Here is a 14,457-nt window from a genome sequence, read left to right on the forward strand (position 1 = left end):
GCTGCGCTCATAGAGCCTCGTCTTCTGTAGTGGCGGCAGGTCTCCGGCCCGCCCACCGGCATCCGCCGTGGCTCTGTGAAGGCCCCCAGGGCCCACGTAGAGGCGTTGCCGGACGGGTCGGAGGTGAAGCTCGGTGTGTTTTTGTCGAACACGAACCAGCTTCCGTAAAGCGGCGATCGGATAATCGGACATGCAGCGCAAATGTTAAGGGCCTTCGGGGGAGGGTATTTCGCAGGTGTGTAGATCCGCGGTCCGGTCTCGGCCCGTCGCCTGCCTGCTGCCGGCCCATGCGGTGGAGCAGACCACCTCCGTATGCGGGACAAGAGCGTCCCGCCTGCCTCAGGGAGTGTCATGTTCACCCTCACACCGCGTTCGCCTCTCCCGGCTCAGACACGTGGCTCCGCATTGAGAGCCGAGTTCGTGGAAGGCGCTGTCATTTCGGTGGGCGACACGCCCCAGGGAATCGCTCTCACGCCCGACGGTGCTCGTGCTTATGTGGCCAACCGTGGCTCGAACACAGTGAGTGTGATCGACGCGGTCACCGACACCGTCACCGTCACCATCCCGACGAACGCCGAGCCGACTTTCGTGGCGATCGCCCCGGACGGAACGCGCGCTTACGTGACCTTCGCCGGCGCCGCTCTCCTCAGCGTCATCGACACCACGACGAACTCCGTCATCACGGACATCGCGGTAAGCGATCCCACGACGGTCGTGGCCATCACCCCTGACGGAACCCGCGCCTACGTGACCGTCGGCACCTCCACCGTGAATGTGATCGACACCGCCACCAACACCGTCACCGACACCATCACCGTGGGCGACGCACCAACCGGCGTGGCCATCACCCCAGACGGGGCCCGCGCCTACGTGGCCAACCAGATCCCGGGCACCGTCAGTGTGATCGACACCGCCACCAACACCGTCACCGACACCATCAGCGTGGGCCGCTTCCCCATCCTGCTGACCGTCACCCCGGACGGAACACGTGTCTACGTCACGGTCGTCGGCGACTCCGCTCTCAGCGTGATCGACACCGCCACCAACACCGTCACGGCCTCGGTGGGTGTCAGCGCCCAGCCGCGTGTGCCTGCGGTCAGCCCGGACGGCTCCCACGTGTACGTGGCGAACGCCGAACCGGACACAGTGAGCGTGATCGACACCGCCACCAACACCGTCGTGGAGAACATCGGCGTGGGAGACGGCCCCACCGACATCGCGTTCTTCCCCGACGGAACGCACGCGTATGTGACCAACACGCTCGCCGGAACCGTCTAGGTTCTCGCAACGGCCGTGATCCCCCATCACGGATCCACCGGGGGCAAAACCCCCGTCACACTCACCGGCCACCACCTGGCCAACGCCACCGCCGTGCACTTCGGCACCGCCCAGGCCACCATCACCGCCAACACCGCGACCTCGATGACCGTCACCACCCCCGGCGGATCCGGCGCCGTTCCCGTGACCGTCACCACCGCCGGCGGCGCCGGAACCCTGGGAACCTTCTACTACACGCCACCCCCCACCCTCACCGGCATCAGCCCCGCCGCGGGCCCTGTTGCAGGCAGCGACCAGGAGATCGTCATCACCGGCCGCAACCTCGCCGGAACCATCGACGTGTTCCTCGGCACCAGCCGAGCCGTCATCCAGGTGGTCTCCGACACCCAGATCACCGTCAGGGCCACCGCTGCTCCGGCACCGGGCGGGACCTCCGTCACCGTGACCACCCCCGGCGGGACCACCGACGGCCTCTCCTACACCTACCTCGCCCCGTCCACCGTCACCAGCGTCAGCCCCAACACCGGACCCACTACCGGCGGCACCGAAGTGACCATCACCGGCACCGGCCTCGCCAGCACCGACCAGGTCACCTTCAACGGAACCCCGACCGCCTTCACGGTCATCTCCGACACCACCCTGACCGCCACCACCCCGCCCAGCGGCACCGACGGCACCGTCGACGTCACCATCACAGGCCCCGGCGGCGCCCCTGCCGGAACGTTCACCTACGCCACCGGCCCCGACATCTGACCTCACACGTCCGCACGCTCCCCGGGGCCAGCTGGTGGCGTGCGGGCTGAGCCGAAGCAGAGGCGCGGGAGCCGCATGGTTGTCCTTGAGACCCGTACCGCCCAGGAACTTCCGTTCCTGCGGCACTGGTGGACTGTCGGTATTCGAGGGTTGCAGTATTCGCCGTAGAGCGAGCAGTTCCGTACCCGGCTCGGTCACGTCAGCGGTGACAAGGTGTAAAGCTCTCGCCGAACGGGCGCTGTCTGCGCGAAGACGCCGGAGCAAGAAGAAGACCGGCCTCTTGCGATGAACCCGCGCCGGCCGCCCGCGCTCCGGTGCGGGCCTTCGCCCTCTGCCACCGCGCCGTACGGCCCCCTCCCGGCAGCGGCAATCCCGCGCGGCAGAAGGCTCACCCGGCGCTCCGAGGTTCACGGCGCCGGTAGGGCACCGATCTGCTGCATCACCCCGAGGAGATCGGGCTGGCCCCGTTCGCCGACGATCCGGCCGTCGGCCAGGTAGTAGAAGTTCATGGCCTGCACCGAGATCTTGTTGCCGCTCGCCGGGATCCCGAAGAATGCACCGTCGTGGGTTCCCCGCATGGTGAACCGCGCGGCCACGGTGTCGCCTTCGGTGACCGTCTCCTCCAGCGTCCACTGGACGTCGGGGAAGGCGCTGCGCATCATCCCGAGGACTTCCAAGTACCCATCGGGCCCCCGCAGTGGTTCCGGGTGGCTTGGAGCATGGAACACCGCGTCCGGAGAAATGACCTCGCGGGCGAGATCCTCGTTGCCCGTGTTGATGAACTCGACCAAACGGTTCATCACTGACTCGGTGGACTGCGATGGCATCTTGCCGTGCCTCTCCAGAGACGTTTGGGCGGGTACCAGCGAGCGTAACATCGATTCGATGTTCACATCGAATCGATGTTCGCGTGTGAAGATGGACTCATGCTGGAACTCGCGATACTCGGCTTCCTCGCCGAGGGGCCCCTGCCTGGACACGAGCTGCGCCGCCGCATCTCACAGCTGACCGGCTATACGCGGCCGGTCAGTGACGGCAGCCTGTATCCGGCGATCAATCGTCTGACCAGGGCGGACTTGATCGAGCGGCGCGCAGACCCGGCCGCGGGGGCGGCCCGGTACGTGCTCAGCCTGACCGCGGCCGGGCGGGCCGAAATGCTTCAGCGTCTGCGCAAGCCCGCCGACCACGAGATCACCGACTTCACCCGGTTCTACGTCGTCCTGGCCTTCCTCTCCCACCTGCCCGACGTAGCCGAACAGCACGCGGTGCTGCGCAGACGGCTGGAGTTCCTTGAAGAACCGGCGAGCTTCTTCTACGACAACGAGCGGCCCCTGCGTGCCGAGGAGATCGCCGACCCCTACCGGCGGGGCATGCTGCTCACCGCCCGCGCCACCAGCCGCGCCGAACGGACCTGGCTGCGCGAGACCCTCGGGGAGGAACCGCCCGCATTCGACACCGCATGCACCGACAGCGATCCGCATGCGCCCGCCGCTCCCGCGAGCTGACTGCCCACGGAGGTACCCAATGCTTGCTTCCTGGTACGACGCCCAGGGCCCCGCCGCCGATGTCCTGCACGTCGGTGAACTCCCTGATCCCGTCCCCGGCCCCGGCGAGGTCCGCGTCCGCGTCACCGTCTCGGGCGTCAACCCCGGCGACACCAAGAAACGGCGCGGCTGGCTCGGCTCGTCCATGCCCTATCCACGGGTGATCCCGCACAGCGACGCCGCCGGAGTCATCGACGCCGTGGGCGCCCAAGTCGACGTCCACCGCGTCGGACAACGGGTCTGGGTATACGGCGCCCAGTCCTACCGCCCCTTCGGCACCGCCGCCCAGTACACCGTCGTACCCGACCACCAGGCCGCACCCCTGCCCGACCACCTCAGTGACGAGCTGGGCGCGAGCCTCGGCATCCCCGGCATCACCGCCCACCGCACCGTCTTCGCCGACGGCCCGGTCGACGGCCAACTGGTCCTGGTCCACGGAGTTCTCGGCGGCGTCGGCTCCCTGGCCGCCCAGCTCGCCCACTGGACCGGCGCCACCGTGATCGCCACCGTCCGCCGAACCGCGGACCTCGACCGCGTCGACCCGGCCGTCGCCCACGCCATCGCCTTGGACACTGGCGAGCCCGCCGCTGCCATCCGCTCGTACGCGCCGCGGGGCGTCGACCGGATCATCGAGGTCGCGCTGTCTGACAACGCCGATCTCGATGCCGTCGCCGCCCAGGGGGCCGTCATCGCCGCCTACGCCACCCGCGCGGACCGCACTGAGATCCCCTTCTGGCCTCTGCTGTTCAACAACGTCACCCTGCGGCTGCTCGGTAGCGACGACTTCCCCGCCGAGGCCAAGCGCCAGGCCGCCCGCGACCTCACCTCCGCCGCCGCCGTCGGCGCCCTTACTTTCGCCGTCGGCGACTGTTACCCGCTGGACGACATCGCCAAGGCCCACGACCACGTCGACGCTGGCGGTGGCCACGGCCGCATCCTGGTCACCATCCCCCAATAGCGCAGACTCGGAACGCTGCCCTGCTCAACTGCCCAGCCCTGCGGGGCGGCCCGTCGCGCTGCCAAGTATTCGGACCAGTTCCCGCCGGCGAGGGTGGCCGAGCGTTCGGCTGTCTTGGGGTGGATTCCCGATCAGGTCGGCGATGACCATGGCGGCAGGTCTACCAGGGCGTCCATCATGGCGGTGTTCCGTGCTGCGCGGGCGGGCAGACCGTGGTGTCTCAAGGTGTCGGCGAGGCCGAGGGGGTTGCGCGGGCGTCCAGGGCTGTGACCGGGCAAGAGGTATCTGCATCGGGGTGTTCCCGGTGAAAGACCCTTGTCATGCCGTAGATGTCGAAGGTCGAGCTGTACGCGGCGATCCGGCGGCGGGACCACCGAGCCGGCCGGAAAATCGAGGGTTATGGGAGCGTTCGTGGAACGGTCACTGTGACTGTTTCCACGAACAGAGCCCCCAGAGGGCTGTGGGACGTACGAGGAGGAGACCTCAAGCGGGCAGTTTCGTGTCGATGACGAAGCTGATTTCGATGACCTGGCCGGGCAAGGTCAGTTCAGTGATGCCCAAGACCGTGCTGGCCGGGCGGTGGTCGCCGAAATACCCCAGGTTGCCCTCCGCCGTCGCAGCGGCATTCTGCCGCAGGTTCACCACGTACAAGGTCTGCGAGACGACCTGGTTCCGGGTGGCGCCGTAGTGGTCCAGGACCTTGTCCATGTTGGCGTAGGTCTGCTCGAGCTGGGCGGCGAAGTCGCCCGCGTAGAGGAACTCGCCTGCCTCATCGAACGAGAGCTGTCCAGAGACGTGGATCAGCTCGCCGGACTTGATCGCCTGTGAGTAGCCGAAGTCGCTCTCGGCCGGCACGTTGTAGTTGAAGACATCAATGGTGGCCACGGTGCTCGCCCTTCCGGTGTGCTCTCTTGTAGTTACTCGGAAACTGTAGGAGAGTGACGGTTGACCTGGAAGAACGCACTTTTCGGTGACTGAGGAACCTGATGGTGACCAAGCAACTACTCAAGGGCCTGCCTGAGGACGCTGACCTGCGGCGCGCAGACTCCCTGGCGCGGGAGATCTTCTCGGACGTCGCCAACAAGTGGGCGCTCCTGATCATTGAGGCGCTCGGCGAGCGCACCCTGCGCTTCAGTGAGCTGCGGAACGAGGTCGAGGGCATCAGCCACAAGATGCTCACCCAGAACCTGCGCATGCTGGAGCGCAATGGCCTGGTCGACCGGAAGGTGTACCCCACCGTGCCGCCGCGAGTCGAGTACACCCTCACCGAACCGGGCCGGGCCCTGCGCACCGCGGTCGACGCCATATGCGGCTGGACCCACCAGCACCTCGGTCACATCGAGAGTGCACGCGGCCGTTTCGACGCCTGACGGGCGCGCTCCGACACCCTCGCGCGTTGCGCGATTCCTTGATCGATCTCACGTTGGTGGCCACCAACGTGGCCCGCGCTTCGCCTGATCGGGCTACCGAGCCATCCTGTGCCACACGTTCAGAAACAGACCTCTCACAGGCGGCGGACCGTCCCATGGACTTGCTGCTGTTCCTCGTGAACATCCACGAGCCTCAAGATCACCAACTGCTGCCCACACCGGCAGGCAAACGCTGCTGTTTGAAGTGAACGAAGCCAGGTGGGAAGCGATGGCCTTTCACGTCGGTGCTCCAGTGGTGGCCGGCGCCGCAGTCGCACTCGTAGATCCCGCTCTCCGGTACGACCTCGCCCGGATGCCACGACGTCCGTTCCTCGCTCATGTTCCCTGTGTACGACGCCCCGGCATGGGGCGCGGCTCCGGGAGCCCGCCCGGCATGCTGTGACTGGCGTGGAGTCGCACCCTGGAGAGATGAGCGCGCCGATAGTCATTCACCGCCTCTCTCCCACGGGCGGCCGGCGGGTCACCATCCGTGGGCAGATCGCCGGGCTCGCCTACGAGGACCAGGACGTCGTGGAGTTCCTGCGTCGGGCAGGGCTCCCGGACGCGGAGGAGCTGCTGGACCGGCCGGAGTGGGTGGAGTGGCGGGGCGGGCGGGCGCATACGTACGTGGCGGCGTAGGCCATGGCGGGGTGACTGGCGCCGCCGGTGGTGTCGGTTCAGGACACGTCAGGGGGTGAGCGAGCAACCTCGGTGTTCCTGGATCAGGTACGGAGCAGTGAGGCGTGGATGTGAGCGATGGCCCGCAGCACTTCGTCGCGGTTCTTGGCTTGCTGCATCCATGCGGGCAGGCGGGCCACCACGGTCATCTTTCGGCCGTGGTCGTGCCAGGGAATCCCTTCACGCAACGGCGCTTGAACGAACCGCTTGATCAGGTCCAGGTGCTCCAAGTTGTAGGCCCATACCGACCCGTGCCGGATCTCGGTCTGCAGCCACAGACGGGCGCCGAAATATGGGTCTCCAGACGACCCAGAGGGGTCCCGGTGCAAGGTCAAACCTCCACGGCGCGATTCCTTCGACGTCCCGCAGTTTCGACAGACGAGACGCCTTGGCACGAAAACGCCCTGGCCGTGTACTTCGGCAGGGTCCGGTGCTGTCCCGACGTGCGCGACTTTGTCGCAGTTGGGACAGCGCACGAGGATAGACCCCAGGAAGTCGTACTTCGTGCTGCGCGGGTCCCGGAACCGACGATGGGCTGTGGAGATCGGGCTCATCGGACCAGTATGCGAGTCAAGCCCGACTGCTGGGCCACCGTGCTGGAGGCACCCCTGTATGACGGGCCCCGCGCACGGACCACCCTGGACCGCTGGCACCAGATCCACGACCTCCTCGACCAGGGCGTCGGCCTCCTCGAATGCGGCCGCCGTCTGCAACTGGCCCTGAATACCGTCAAACGCTATGCCCGAGCCGACCGGCCCGAGCGGATGCTCCGCGTCCCGAAATACCGCGCCAGCCTCGTCGATCCCTACCGCGAGCACCTGCGCAAACGCCGGGTCGACGACCCCGCCGTCCCCGTCCAGCACCTCTTCGAAGAGATCAAGGCACTCGGCCTCACCGGCTGCCTCAACCTCCTGCACAAGTACATCAACCAAGGCCGCGCGGACGCCGACCGCAGCCACATCTCCGCACGCAGACTCGCCCGGATGCTCCTCACCAGGCCCGACAACCTCAACGCCGAGTACCAAGACCTCCTGACCCGGCTCACCGCCGCGTGCCCCGAGTTGACCCAACTGGTAGCCCACATCCGGACCTTCGCCCCACTCCTGAAGCCTCAGCCAGAAAACGCCGACACCCTCGACCAATGGGTCACCCAGGTCCGAGCAGCCGATCTGCCGTATCTGCACGCCTTCACCCGCGGTCTCGAGCGAGACCGCGACGCTGTGATCGCCGCGTTCACACTCCCGTACAGCAACGGCCCGACCGAGGGTGTCAACACCAGGACCAAGCGGATTGCCCGCCAGATGCACGGACGAGCAGGCTTCACCCTCCTTCGCCACCGCATCCTCCTCGGATAACACCACACCGAGTCACCACCGAATGTGAGACAGAGCCGCTTGTTGGACAGACCCTCGTGAGGGCCTTCACGGCGGTGTCTCGGTCGGCCACGAGCTGCAGGACCGGCGATGACGGTCGAAGCGTTCGGGACGGCAAAGGCGCAGCCGCCTGAAGATGCGGCTGTATGTAGCGAGCAAGGCTGACTCGAATGGCGGCCCCCTGGGTGTAGCCCGGCGGGCCCGAGTCCCCTCGGCGGCGATAGCTCACGGCGCCCCTGGTTGACCGGACGGTCCCGGATCTGGAACTCCAGCGCATCCGTCTCCCAATCAAGGGGAACTACGGCTAGCTAAAGCTAAGTAAGGCTAGGTTTCGGAGCGAATAGCAGCAGGCAGGACGCTGACCTGGCCTTGTGTCAACGCAACCGTTGATCCAGACGATCACGGGTCCCCCTCTTCCGTAGCCCCCTGTGGCTTGCCCGCAACACCCCGCTCCGGAAACCCAGCAGGGGTGACACGGTTGCGCCGGCGCGGACGCCGGGGGGCGTCCCACTGTACGAACCGGACCCGGCGCACCGCCGTAACGAGTGACGGCCGGACGTCGTTGGAGCGGACAGCCACTGGAACGACGAGGGGATGCGCGGTGCGCCGCACGGTACTGGGGCAGTTTCCCGCGGGAGGGCCACGGGGCAGCCGGCCCGCTGAGGAGTTCGCCGCCGCCCGCCGCGGCGAGGGCATGGCCGCCGAGGTCGTGATGGACCTGGAGCAGGACGCCTTCCTGGTGATGGTGCCCCAGCAGCCGACGGACCGGGGCCGCTGACCGGGCGGCTCCGTCCCTACGGGGTGGCTACGGCCCGCACGCCGTTCGAGGCGCCGTGGCGGACCGTCGAGGCCGCGGCCGCCGCACCGACCAGTCCCGCGTCGGCGCCCATCACCGCGGACGTCACAGTGAGGTCCTGGACGAAGGACAGCGTGGCGTAGTCGCGCAGGGACCTGCGTAGCGGCGCGAAGAGCACCTCGCCCGCTCCCGCCACTCCCCCGCCGATCACGGCGATATCGATGTCCGTCAGGGTGGCGGTGGCGGCGATCCCGGCGGCGAGAGCCTGGGCGGCCCGCTCGAAGGAAGCGGCGGCGACCGGGTCCCCCGCCCGCGCGGCGGCGGCCACCGCGGCGGCCGTGGCATCGCCGTCCGGGCCGGGGCGCCAGCCGTTCTCCAGGGCCCGCCTGGCGATGTTCGGCCCGCTGGCGATGCGCTCCACGCAGCCGCGCGCACCGCAGGGGCAGGGGTCGCCGTCCAGGTCGACACTGATGTGGCCGATGTGACCGGCGTTGCCCGAGGGGCCCGGGTACAGCTTTCCGCCGAGTACGAGACCGCCGCCGACACCGGTGGAGACGACCAGGCACAGCGCGTTGTCATAACCCCGGGCGGCACCCAGCCAGTGCTCGGCAGCCGTCATCGCGACCCCGTCGCCGACGAGTGTGACCGGCAGCCCGCCGGTCGCCGCGGCAACCCGGTCCACCAGCGGGAAGCCGCGCCAGCCGGGGACGTTGACCGGGCTGACCGTGCCGGCCGAGGCGTCCACGGGCCCCGCACTCCCGATCCCGACCGCCCGCACCCGGTGCCACAGCGGGGATGCCGCCAGCTCCGCCAGGACGTCGTTCACCGCACCCATCACGGCCTCGGCGCCCTCGCGGGCCGGCGTGGGGCGCTGCGCCCGTACGAGAAGGGATCCGCCGCCGTCCACCAACGCCCCGGCGATCTTGGTACCGCCGATGTCGAGCGCGGTGACGAGGTCGGTATGCATCGGTGTGGACTCTCCGGGGGGGTGAGGCGCAGGACCTGCGACTTCAGTCAGATGATGCTCCTAGTCTCCATTCTCTTGACAACGTTGTCCAGGGCCTATGCTCGACGCCACAGCATCCGTCCCCTTCCTGGCACCGCCCAAGGGGGCCGGAATCGCCCGTTCCCGACGACAGGACAGCGCACCGTGGCCGAGACCGCCCGCCATTCCGAGTCCCGCTACGGCAACAGGCCGACCATGAAGGACGTGGCAGCCCGTGCCGGAGTAGGCCTCAAGACGGTCTCACGCGTGGTGAACAGCGAGCCCGGCGTCACCCCCGACACCGAACGCCGCGTCCAGGAGGCCATCGAGGCGCTCGGATTCCGCCGCAACGACAGCGCGCGCGTCCTGCGCAAGGGCCGCACCGCGTCGATCGGCCTCGTGCTGGAGGACCTCGCGGACCCCTTCTACGGCCCGCTGAGCCGCGCCGTGGAGGAGGTGGCCCGCGCCCATGGCGCGCTGCTGATCAACGGCTCCAGCGCGGAGGACCCGGAGCGCGAGCAGGAGCTCGTCCTCGCGCTCTGCGCGCGCCGGGTGGACGGCCTCATCGTGATCCCGGCGGGCGACGACCACCGCTATCTGGAGCCGGAGATGAAGGCCGGCATCGCCACCGTGTTCGTCGACCGTCCGGCAGGCCGGGTCGACGCGGACATGGTCCTGTCGGACAGCTTCGGCGGGGCGCGCGCGGGCGTCGCCCACCTGGTCGCGCACGGCCACCGCAGGATCGGCTTCATCGGTGACCAGCCGCGCATCCACACCGCGACGGAACGACTGCGCGGATATCACGCGGCCCTGGCCGACGCGGGGATCGAGGTGGAGGACGCCTGGGTCTCCCTGGGCCCGACCGACCCGGCCCGGGTCAGGTCCGCCGCCGAGGCCATGCTGGCCGGGCCCGAGCCGGTGACAGCCCTCTTCGCGGGCAACAACCGCGTGACGGTCACCGCGGTCCGCGTCCTGGCCGAGTGCGAACGCCGGATCGCCCTGGTCGGCTTCGACGACATCGAGCTGGCCGACCTGCTCGGCATCACGGTGATCTCGCAGGACGCCGCGGCGGTCGGCCGCACCGCGGCGGAGCACCTGTTCCGCCGCCTCGACGGCGCCGCTCACGCCCCTGCGCGGGTGGAGCTCTCGACGCGGCTCATCCCGCGCGGCTCGGGGGAGCTCCCGCCCGCGTGAACGCCCGGGGCATGTGAGCCCCGGGCGTTCCGGACGGGAGACCTCAGGGGGCCGTCACGGTCAGCCCTCCGCGCCGGGGCGAGGCGAAGCCGTCGAGGTCAGCGCGGCTCAGGCCGGTGAGGTCCATGACCTCCGTGGTGTCCAGGGCGCCGCAGTCGATGCCGCGGAGCAGGTAGCCGCTCAGGGCCTTCGCGGTGGCGGGCTCGTCCATGACGTCCCCGCCGGCCTTGGCCACATAGGCGGCGAGCCGGGTCGCGGCCTGGCCGAGGCCCTCGCGGTAGAAGCTGTAGACGGCGGCGTAGCGGGTGGGCAGGTGGCCCGGGTGCATGTCCCAGCCCTGGTAGTAGGCGCGGGCCAGAGCGCGGCGGGTGAGGCCGTGGTGCAGGCGCCATGCGTCGTGGACCTGCTGGGTGGGGCCGACCGGGAGCACGTTCGTGGAACCGTCGCAGACCCGCACGCCGGTGCCCGCGGCGGCGACCTGCATGACGGCCTTGGCGTGGTCGGCGGCGGGATGGTCACTGGCCTGGTAGGCGGGGCTGACACCGACACAGGCGCTGTAGTCGAAGGTCCCGTAGTGCAGACCGGTCGCCCGGCCCCGGGCGGCGTCGATCATGCGGGCCACCGCGGCGGTCCCGTCCGCCGCCAGGATGGACTGGCTGGTCTCGATCTGGATCTCGAACCCGAGGCGGCCGGAGGGCAGTCCGTGGATTTCCTCGAAGGCCTCGAGCAGCCGCACGAAGGCGGTGACCTGCTCGGGGTACGTCACCTTGGGCAGGGTCAGGACGAGCCCCTCGGGGAGGCCTCCTGCCCGCATCAGGCCGGTGAGGAAGATGTCCGTGGTGCGGATGCCCCGGTCGCGTACGCCGGCTTCCATGCACTTCATCCGGATGCCCATGTACGGAGCCGCGGTCCCGTCGGCGTACGCCTCGGCCACCAGACGCGCCGCGCGCGCGGCGGCCTCGTCCTCCTCCGCGTCGGGGCGCGGGCCGTAGCCGTCCTCGAAGTCGATGCGCAGGTCCTCGACCGGCTCACGCTCCAGCTTGGCGCGCACGCGGTCGTGGACCGGCTCCGCGAGCTCCTGCGGGATGCCGAGGACCGAGGCGAGGGCGGCGGCGTCGGGGGCGTGCTCGTCCAGCGCCGCAAGCGCCTGGTCGCCCCAGGTGCGGAGGGTCGTGGAGGTGAAGCTGTCCGCGGGCACGTAGACGGTGTGGACGGGCTGGCGCGTGCCGGGGTCTCCTGGGTACCGGCGGGCGAGTTCGGCGTCCACCGACGTGAGGGAGGCACTGATCTCCTCGCCGACCGTGCCGGCGAGGCTCGTCGCCACCTTCTCCTGCTGACCCATGACCGTACCCTCCACGTTCAGTACATTTCCGCTTCCCGGAATGTTTCATCCGCATAGTGAAGTTATAAGTCCCCGCTCCCGGCGTCAATGGTGATCGGAAAGAGCCCGGGGCCGCGCGGTGAGAACACCACGCGGCCCCGGGCCTTCGTACGGGCAGAGCTCGTGCCGGGTCAGCCCTTGCGGGTCTTGACCTCGTCGGTGAGCTGCGGGACGACGTCGAAGAGGTCGCCGACGACGCCGTAGTCGACGAGGTCGAAGATCGGGGCCTCGGCGTCCTTGTTGACCGCGACGATGGTCTTCGAGGTCTGCATGCCGGCCCGGTGCTGGATCGCGCCCGAGATGCCGGAGGCGATGTACAGCTGCGGGGAGACCGACTTGCCGGTCTGGCCGACCTGGTTGGTGTGCGGGTACCAGCCGGCGTCGACGGCGGCGCGGGACGCGCCGACGGCCGCACCGAGGGAGTCGGCGAGCGCCTCGATGATCGCGAAGTTCTCCGCGCCGTTGACGCCGCGTCCGCCGGAGACGACGATCGCGGCCTCGGTCAGCTCCGGACGCCCGGTCGACTCACGCGGGGTGCGCGAGAGGACCTTGGTGCCGGTGGCCGTGGCGGAGAAGGAGACCGTGAGGGCCTCGACGGCGCCCGCGGCGGGGGCGGCCTCGACGGCGGCCGAGTTCGGCTTGACCGTGATGACCGGGGTGCCCTTGGAGACACGGGACTTGGTGGTGTACGAGGCGGCGAACGCGGACTGCGTGGCGACCGGGCCGGAGTCACCGGCCTCCAGGTCGACGGCGTCGGTGATGATGCCGGAGCCGATGCGGAGCGCGAGGCGGGCCGCGATCTCCTTGGCCTCGGCCGAGGAGGGCAGCAGCACGGCGGCCGGGGAGACCGCGTCGTACGCGGCCTGGAGCGCGTCCACCTTCGGTACGACGAGGTAGTCGGCGAACTCCGGCGCGTCGGCGGTCAGGACCTTGACGGCGCCGTGCTCGGCGAGCGCGGCGGCGGTGTCGGCGGCACCGTTGCCGAGGGCGACGGCGACCGGCTCCCCGATGCGGCGGGCGAGCGTCAGCAGCTCCAGGGTGGGCTTGCGGACGGCACCGTCCACGTGGTCGACATAGACGAGAACTTCAGCCATGGGACTTCAATCTCCTGCGTGCGAGGGAGTGCGGGGCGTGAGGGAACGGCCGGGGCTCAGATGAACTTCTGGCCCGCAAGGAACTCGGCCAGCTGCTTGCCGCCCTCGCCCTCGTCCTTGACGATCGTGCCCGCGGTGCGGGCGGGACGCTCGGCCGCGGAGTCGACCGCGGTCCAGGAGCCGCCCAGGCCGACCTCGTCCGCCTCGATCTCCAGGTCCTCGAGGTCCAGCGACTCGACCGGCTTCTTCTTCGCCGCCATGATGCCCTTGAACGACGGGTAGCGGGCCTCGCCCGACTGGTCGGTCACGGAGACCACGGCCGGCAGGGACGCCTCGAGCTGCTCGGACGCGGAGTCGCCGTCGCGACGGCCCTTCACGGTGCCGCCGTCGACCGAGACCTCGGAGAGCAGCGTGACCTGCGGGACGCCGAGGCGCTCCGCGAGCAGCGCCGGGAGCACGCCCATGGTGCCGTCCGTCGACGCCATGCCACAGATGACCAGGTCGTAACCGGTCTTCTCGACAGCCTTGGCCAGGACCAGGGAGGTGCCGATGACGTCGGTACCGTGCAGGTCGTCGTCCTCGACGTGGACGGCCTTGTCGGCGCCCATCGACAGCGCCTTGCGCAGCGCGTCCTTGGCGTCCTCGGGGCCCACCGTGAGCACGGTGATCTCCGCGTCGTCCGCCTCGTCGGCGATCTGCAGTGCCTGCTCGACCGCGTACTCGTCGAGCTCCGACAGCAGACCGTCGACGTCGTCACGGTCCAGGGTCAGGTCATCGGCGAAGTGCCGGTCGCCGGTGGCGTCGGGCACGTACTTCACACAGACAACGATCCTCAAGCTCACGCCGGCTCTCCTACTGCATCGTCATTTCTGGGCTGCCTTGTTGCACGCAGCATAGGCGCCTTATCGGGCGGTTTCCGGTCGGGGCGACCCGGCTCCCGGCCAAAATATTACTCGCCAGTACACCCAGTACATTACCCATAAGCAAGCGCTTGGAACTGTGACGTAGCCAACG

General features: G+C 69.2%; 16 protein-coding genes and 1 pseudogene. 9 read left to right on the forward strand and 8 right to left on the reverse strand.

Translation table 11 applies throughout. The features are described 5' to 3' along the window. The first annotated feature begins 351 nt into the window (after positions 1-351). Both ACIBCU_RS24915 and ACIBCU_RS24920 read left to right on the forward strand, forming a co-directional pair. Entirely contained in the window at positions 352-1,278 is a 927-nt protein-coding gene (locus tag ACIBCU_RS24915; RefSeq protein ID WP_399234085.1) for a hypothetical protein, read from the forward strand. A 15-nt stretch (positions 1,279-1,293) separates the two neighbouring features. Further along, on the forward strand, positions 1,294-2,031 hold the full coding sequence (locus ACIBCU_RS24920; RefSeq protein ID WP_399234087.1) for an IPT/TIG domain-containing protein: 738 nt from the start codon (positions 1,294-1,296) through the stop codon (positions 2,029-2,031). A 407-nt stretch (positions 2,032-2,438) separates the two neighbouring features. On the opposite strand, the gene ACIBCU_RS24925 is transcribed toward ACIBCU_RS24920, so the two are convergent. Further along, positions 2,439-2,924: an ester cyclase gene (locus tag ACIBCU_RS24925; protein ID WP_399234089.1), complete on the reverse strand. Its 486-nt coding sequence runs from the start codon at positions 2,922-2,924 to the stop codon at positions 2,439-2,441. A 33-nt stretch (positions 2,925-2,957) separates the two neighbouring features. Between ACIBCU_RS24925 and ACIBCU_RS24930 the strand changes: the two genes are divergently transcribed. Both ACIBCU_RS24930 and ACIBCU_RS24935 read left to right on the forward strand, forming a co-directional pair. Next, positions 2,958-3,536, forward strand: coding sequence for a PadR family transcriptional regulator (locus tag ACIBCU_RS24930; protein WP_399234091.1), 579 nt, complete (start codon positions 2,958-2,960; stop codon positions 3,534-3,536). Positions 3,537-3,555: 19 nt separating this feature from the next. After that, a complete protein-coding gene (locus ACIBCU_RS24935; RefSeq protein ID WP_399234093.1) occupies positions 3,556-4,533 on the forward strand; it encodes an NADPH:quinone reductase in 978 nt (325 codons plus the stop codon). Between the two features lie 483 nt (positions 4,534-5,016). On the opposite strand, the gene ACIBCU_RS24940 is transcribed toward ACIBCU_RS24935, so the two are convergent. Next, entirely contained in the window at positions 5,017-5,418 is a 402-nt protein-coding gene (locus tag ACIBCU_RS24940) for a RidA family protein (RefSeq protein WP_399234095.1), read from the reverse strand. Positions 5,419-5,519: 101 nt separating this feature from the next. Here ACIBCU_RS24940 and ACIBCU_RS24945 point away from each other — a divergent pair, with 101 nt between their 5' ends. After that, positions 5,520-5,903 (forward strand): helix-turn-helix domain-containing protein, encoded by a 384-nt coding sequence (locus tag ACIBCU_RS24945; RefSeq protein ID WP_362929834.1) that lies wholly within the window; start codon positions 5,520-5,522, stop codon positions 5,901-5,903. A 199-nt stretch (positions 5,904-6,102) separates the two neighbouring features. Here ACIBCU_RS24945 and ACIBCU_RS24950 read toward each other — a convergent pair whose 3' ends face one another. Further along, the gene (locus ACIBCU_RS24950) at positions 6,103-6,282 is read right to left on the reverse strand and encodes a hypothetical protein (protein ID WP_399234098.1); all 180 of its coding nucleotides are present in this window, start codon (positions 6,280-6,282) and stop codon (positions 6,103-6,105) included. Positions 6,283-6,371: 89 nt separating this feature from the next. Here ACIBCU_RS24950 and ACIBCU_RS24955 point away from each other — a divergent pair, with 89 nt between their 5' ends. Continuing rightward, positions 6,372-6,581: a hypothetical protein gene (locus ACIBCU_RS24955; protein ID WP_399234100.1), complete on the forward strand. Its 210-nt coding sequence runs from the start codon at positions 6,372-6,374 to the stop codon at positions 6,579-6,581. A gap of 83 nt (positions 6,582-6,664) precedes the next feature. On the opposite strand, the gene ACIBCU_RS24960 is transcribed toward ACIBCU_RS24955, so the two are convergent. Continuing rightward, positions 6,665-7,165 carry a hypothetical protein gene (locus ACIBCU_RS24960; protein ID WP_399234558.1) on the reverse strand — a complete coding sequence of 167 codons (501 nt, stop codon included), beginning with the start codon at positions 7,163-7,165 and terminating at the stop codon, positions 6,665-6,667. 33 nt (positions 7,166-7,198) lie between these two features. Between ACIBCU_RS24960 and ACIBCU_RS24965 the strand changes: the two are divergent. Next, positions 7,199-7,975, forward strand: a pseudogene (locus tag ACIBCU_RS24965) (transposase); the annotation flags it as partial. A 619-nt stretch (positions 7,976-8,594) separates the two neighbouring features. Continuing rightward, the gene (locus ACIBCU_RS24970) at positions 8,595-8,771 is read left to right on the forward strand and encodes a hypothetical protein (RefSeq protein WP_399234102.1); all 177 of its coding nucleotides are present in this window, start codon (positions 8,595-8,597) and stop codon (positions 8,769-8,771) included. Positions 8,772-8,787: 16 nt separating this feature from the next. Here the strand turns inward: ACIBCU_RS24970 and ACIBCU_RS24975 are convergent, their stop codons facing one another. Continuing rightward, positions 8,788-9,756 carry an ROK family protein gene (locus tag ACIBCU_RS24975; protein WP_399234104.1) on the reverse strand — a complete coding sequence of 323 codons (969 nt, stop codon included), beginning with the start codon at positions 9,754-9,756 and terminating at the stop codon, positions 8,788-8,790. A gap of 183 nt (positions 9,757-9,939) precedes the next feature. On the opposite strand from ACIBCU_RS24975, the gene ACIBCU_RS24980 reads away from it, so the two are divergent. Further along, positions 9,940-10,968, forward strand: coding sequence for a LacI family DNA-binding transcriptional regulator (locus ACIBCU_RS24980; RefSeq protein ID WP_399234106.1), 1,029 nt, complete (start codon positions 9,940-9,942; stop codon positions 10,966-10,968). A gap of 43 nt (positions 10,969-11,011) precedes the next feature. Here ACIBCU_RS24980 and ACIBCU_RS24985 read toward each other — a convergent pair whose 3' ends face one another. From ACIBCU_RS24985 to ACIBCU_RS24995, 3 genes are all read right to left on the reverse strand, one after another. Beyond that, positions 11,012-12,310 carry a DUF6986 family protein gene (locus ACIBCU_RS24985; protein ID WP_399234108.1) on the reverse strand — a complete coding sequence of 433 codons (1,299 nt, stop codon included), beginning with the start codon at positions 12,308-12,310 and terminating at the stop codon, positions 11,012-11,014. Between the two features lie 170 nt (positions 12,311-12,480). Next, complete coding sequence (locus tag ACIBCU_RS24990; RefSeq protein ID WP_362929850.1) at positions 12,481-13,443, reverse strand: electron transfer flavoprotein subunit alpha/FixB family protein; 963 nt, start codon at positions 13,441-13,443, stop codon at positions 12,481-12,483. A 56-nt stretch (positions 13,444-13,499) separates the two neighbouring features. Further along, positions 13,500-14,285, reverse strand: a complete 786-nt coding sequence (locus ACIBCU_RS24995; protein ID WP_033305351.1) for an electron transfer flavoprotein subunit beta/FixA family protein — start codon at positions 14,283-14,285, stop codon at positions 13,500-13,502. Positions 14,286-14,457: the final 172 nt, after the last annotated feature.

The sequence above is a fragment of the Streptomyces sp. NPDC051064 genome (genome assembly GCF_044455985.1).
Classification (GTDB): domain Bacteria; phylum Actinomycetota; class Actinomycetes; order Streptomycetales; family Streptomycetaceae; genus Streptomyces.

Bases quoted from the DNA above. Each gene is read 5' to 3' on its own strand.
- ACIBCU_RS24950 (WP_399234098.1), bottom strand. From the start codon at position 6,282: ATGAGCGAGGAACGGACGTCGTGGCATCCGGGCGAGGTCGTACCGGAG.
- ACIBCU_RS24975 (WP_399234104.1), bottom strand. From the start codon at position 9,756: ATGCATACCGACCTCGTCACCGCGCTCGACATCGGCGGTACCAAGATC.
- ACIBCU_RS24945 (WP_362929834.1), top strand. From the start codon at position 5,520: ATGGTGACCAAGCAACTACTCAAGGGCCTGCCTGAGGACGCTGACCTG.
- ACIBCU_RS24955 (WP_399234100.1), top strand. From the start codon at position 6,372: ATGAGCGCGCCGATAGTCATTCACCGCCTCTCTCCCACGGGCGGCCGG.
- ACIBCU_RS24935 (WP_399234093.1), top strand. From the start codon at position 3,556: ATGCTTGCTTCCTGGTACGACGCCCAGGGCCCCGCCGCCGATGTCCTG.
- ACIBCU_RS24915 (WP_399234085.1), top strand. From the start codon at position 352: ATGTTCACCCTCACACCGCGTTCGCCTCTCCCGGCTCAGACACGTGGC.
- ACIBCU_RS24930 (WP_399234091.1), top strand. From the start codon at position 2,958: ATGCTGGAACTCGCGATACTCGGCTTCCTCGCCGAGGGGCCCCTGCCT.
- ACIBCU_RS24985 (WP_399234108.1), bottom strand. From the start codon at position 12,310: ATGGGTCAGCAGGAGAAGGTGGCGACGAGCCTCGCCGGCACGGTCGGC.
- ACIBCU_RS24990 (WP_362929850.1), bottom strand. From the start codon at position 13,443: ATGGCTGAAGTTCTCGTCTATGTCGACCACGTGGACGGTGCCGTCCGC.